This is a genomic window from Paracoccus sp. (in: a-proteobacteria) (assembly GCF_046462195.1).
Taxonomy (GTDB): domain Bacteria; phylum Pseudomonadota; class Alphaproteobacteria; order Rhodobacterales; family Rhodobacteraceae; genus Paracoccus.
Genome location: NZ_JBKGUN010000249.1, coordinates 1 through 3,297, shown reverse-complemented (window position 1 = coordinate 3,297; position 3,297 = coordinate 1). Strand labels below are relative to the sequence as shown.

The 3,297-nt window shown below is 61.1% G+C and carries 4 protein-coding genes; all 4 read right to left on the bottom strand.

The window, feature by feature from the left end; translation table 11 throughout:
- Positions 1-1,293, bottom strand: a 1,293-nt coding sequence (carB, locus tag ACLHHB_RS15570; RefSeq protein ID WP_410219196.1) for a carbamoyl-phosphate synthase large subunit, incomplete at its 3' end; no start/stop codon positions are given.
- A gap of 318 nt (positions 1,294-1,611) precedes the next feature.
- The gene (locus ACLHHB_RS15565) at positions 1,612-2,391 is read right to left on the bottom strand and encodes a DUF1217 domain-containing protein (RefSeq protein WP_410219195.1); all 780 of its coding nucleotides are present in this window, start codon (positions 2,389-2,391) and stop codon (positions 1,612-1,614) included.
- Positions 2,392-2,398: 7 nt separating this feature from the next.
- Positions 2,399-2,803, bottom strand: a complete 405-nt coding sequence (gene flbT, locus ACLHHB_RS15560; protein WP_410219194.1) for a flagellar biosynthesis repressor FlbT — start codon at positions 2,801-2,803, stop codon at positions 2,399-2,401.
- Positions 2,800-3,153, bottom strand: a complete 354-nt coding sequence (gene flaF, locus ACLHHB_RS15555; protein ID WP_410219197.1) for a flagellar biosynthesis regulator FlaF — start codon at positions 3,151-3,153, stop codon at positions 2,800-2,802. Before flaF ends, flbT begins: the two co-directional genes overlap by 4 nt.
- Positions 3,154-3,297 lie beyond the last annotated feature (144 nt).

Genomic DNA, 3,297 nt, shown 5'->3' with positions numbered 1-3,297 from the left:
GTCGGTCACACCCTCGATGGCAATCTCATCCAGCCCGGTCAGGCCGTTTTCCATCGAGGCCAAGGCCTTTTGCAGCGATTCGTGAAAGCTGCGGCCGATGGCCATGACTTCGCCCACCGACTTCATCGCGGTGGTCAGTTCCGGCTTGGAGCCGGGGAATTTCTCGAAGGCGAAGCGAGGAATCTTTGTGACGACATAGTCGATCGACGGCTCAAAGGACGCCGGCGTCACCTTGGTGATGTCGTTGTCCAGTTCGTCCAGCGTATAGCCCACGGCCAGCTTGGCCGCGATCTTGGCGATCGGGAAGCCGGTGGCCTTTGACGCCAGCGCGGAGGAACGCGACACGCGGGGGTTCATCTCGATCACGACCATGCGGCCGTCGTCGGGGTTGACGGCCCATTGCACGTTCGAGCCACCGGTTTCCACACCGATTTCGCGCAGGACTGCGATGCTGGCCGTGCGCATGATCTGGTATTCGCGGTCCGTCAGGGTCAGGGCGGGCGCAACGGTGATGGAATCACCGGTATGAACGCCCATCGGATCGACGTTTTCGATGGCGCAAACAATGATGGCGTTGTCGTTGCGATCCCGCACGACCTCCATCTCGTATTCCTTCCAACCCAGCAGGCTTTCGTCGATCAGAACCTGCGCCATGGGCGAGGCGTCCAGCCCGGAACGGACGATGCGCTCGTAATCGTCGCGGTTGTAGGCCACGCCCCCGCCGGTGCCGCCAAGGGTGAAGGCGGGGCGGATGATGGCGGGCAGGCCGATCTCCTCCAGCGCGTCCATGGCCTGGGTCACGCCTGCATTGATATCGTATTTCCCGCTTGCCAGCTTGGGGGCTGCGATGATCGTGGCCTTGGGATTTTCCAGACCGATGCGATCCATCGCTTCGCGGAACAGCTTGCGGTCCTCGGCCATCTCGATCGCGCTGCGCTGCGCGCCGATCAGTTCGACCCCGTAACGGTTCAGCGCGCCGCTGTCGGCCAACGCCAAGGCGGTGTTCAGGCCCGTCTGCCCGCCCATCGTCGGCAGCAGCGCGTCCGGACGCTCCTTTGCGATGATCTTTTCGACCACCTCGGGCGTGATCGGCTCGATATAGGTCGCATCGGCCATTTCCGGGTCGGTCATGATCGTTGCAGGGTTCGAGTTCACCAGGATGACCCGGTACCCTTCCTCGCGCAGGGCCTTGCAGGCCTGTGCGCCGGAATAATCGAATTCGCAGGCCTGCCCGATGACGATCGGACCCGCCCCGATGATCAGGATCGACTTGATATCGGTTCTTTTCGGCATGGTCCTGCCCCCGGCTTGTCTTGATGGATTGGCGCAAATCGTCCGGGGTTATAGCTATGCGCGGCCGGGGCGCAAGGTGCGCCGGTCAAACCTGGCGTGAATAAGGTGGAATACGCTGCCGGACGTTGCCGGCATATCCGCCTTCACGCAGAGGCAAGGCGATGTTCACGAGTTCGATCAAGACAGGTCGTGCGTCTCGTTCTGCTGTGGCTGGCTGTTGTCAGGTCCATCAACCTGTTCGGCTAAAACAAGGGACGCAACCCTGTTTCCGGAAAATCCGCCAAGCCGGCCGTGCTGCGTCCGCACTCCATGGACGAGTCAGCCGCCCGTCAACAAGGTCAATGCTGCGCTGTATCGGGTCTGCGCAGGTGAAATGCTGATCTGCGTGCGGACCATGTAGTTCTGTATCAACCGGTCGATGCTGCCGGACTTGGACATGTCCTTAAAGCTGGAACTGCCGAGGGTACGCTCGGCGGCGCGGGTGAATTCCTCGTATTGCCGATCAATGGGCAGTTGCCCATAAGCCTTTCCGAAACCCAAAGCTCCCTCGAAAACCTTGCGGAGCGGCGGGTTGCCTAGAACCTCGAACCACAAGGTCTTGTCACTGGACGTCCGGTTGCCCATCTCCTGCAACTCGCGCCGGGCGTTCAAGGCAAGGCGCAGCGTCTCGTCACCCTCACCGATGCGGCGTTCGAACTCGCGTTGGACAAAGGCCTGACTGACAGTGTCGCCCAACTTGTCGGCCGGTTTGGCAGAACCGAAGCCGAAAGCTTCCGCCATCTTCAGGTATCGCTTGTCGGCCAACCTGTTGACCAAGGATTTCTTGTCGCTGACGTCGGATTCCAGAACCTTCTGGATGAAAGCTTTGTTTGCAATGTCCGCCTCCAGCCCGAAGGCGGACAGGGCTGTGCTGAGAAGCCGGTAATCCTTGACCAGATCCTCGGCCTTGGTGGCGCGGGCAATGTTTTCCTGGAAATACGTTGTCGAGCGCTGAACCACCGGATCCTTGGCAAGGCTCTGGATCTGCCGCGCCTCGCTGCGCTGCACGATTTTCCAGCCGGCGATCCCGCCGACCCCGATGGAGATGGGACCGCTCATGGCAACCTCATTGACGGGCGGCGGCGAACAACCTGGCTTCGCGAGGAAGCAGGTCGCGCAGTTTGCGCATGGCCTGATAGGCGTTTCCCTCGACCGCACCGGCCGTGGCCTCGGCCAGCAGCAGGCGGCTGTCGCGATCCTCGAAGACCTGACTGAGTTGTTCGATCGCCAGAACCAGTTGCCGGCGCCCTTCAACAGGATCGGCATCCCCTGACAGCATCAGTTGCGCAATATAACACGCGCGCGACACGGGCGTTCGGGCGCTGTCGGGATGGATGGCGTCACGCAGGCGCAGAACGTTCACGTTGGGCGTCTTGATGGCGATCTTGGTGCGCCGGTCGCCGTTCTCGATGACGGCACCGTTGATCAGGACGCGCTCGTTCGGGGCGAGCTTCAGAACAAGACCGCTCATGCTGCCCCCTCGCCGCGCAGGCCGCGCATTACGCTGAGATTGATGTCGATCAGCGGATCAGTGGTGGCGTTTCCTGCCATCACAGCCTGACCGTGGCGAACAGCGAAACCTGCCAGAGAGATCAACCCCGCCTTGACCTGACTGGGAAGGGCGTTGCCGGGCTCGGCCAGGTCAAAGGCCAGCAGGGACCACAACTCCGTATTCTTGTGAACGGCTTGAATTGTTTCACGGTTGTCCGCTTGACGTCCGGACTGGCGCAACATGCGCGTCACCTGTGAAAAGACATCATATTCTGCATCTCGGGCAGTGCGAAGCCCGCTGGATCGATAGCCATGGTCGTTAAAGGACATTACCGCGTTCAAGATCGTTTTCCCGTTCTGGTGTGATCAAGAATGTAAAGGGGCGCCCGAAGGCGCCCCTTTGATGTTATCCACGGAACAGCGACATCACGGCGCCCGGCGCCTGGTTGGCGATGGACAGCGACTGGATGCCCA

What these genes read in the sequence shown, in the direction of transcription:
- ACLHHB_RS15565 (WP_410219195.1), bottom strand. Translation starts at nt 2,391, where the DNA reads ATGAGCGGTCCCATCTCCATCGGGGTCGGCGGGATCGCCGGCTGGAAA.
- flaF (WP_410219197.1), bottom strand. Translation starts at nt 3,153, where the DNA reads ATGTCCTTTAACGACCATGGCTATCGATCCAGCGGGCTTCGCACTGCC.
- flbT (WP_410219194.1), bottom strand. Translation starts at nt 2,803, where the DNA reads ATGAGCGGTCTTGTTCTGAAGCTCGCCCCGAACGAGCGCGTCCTGATC.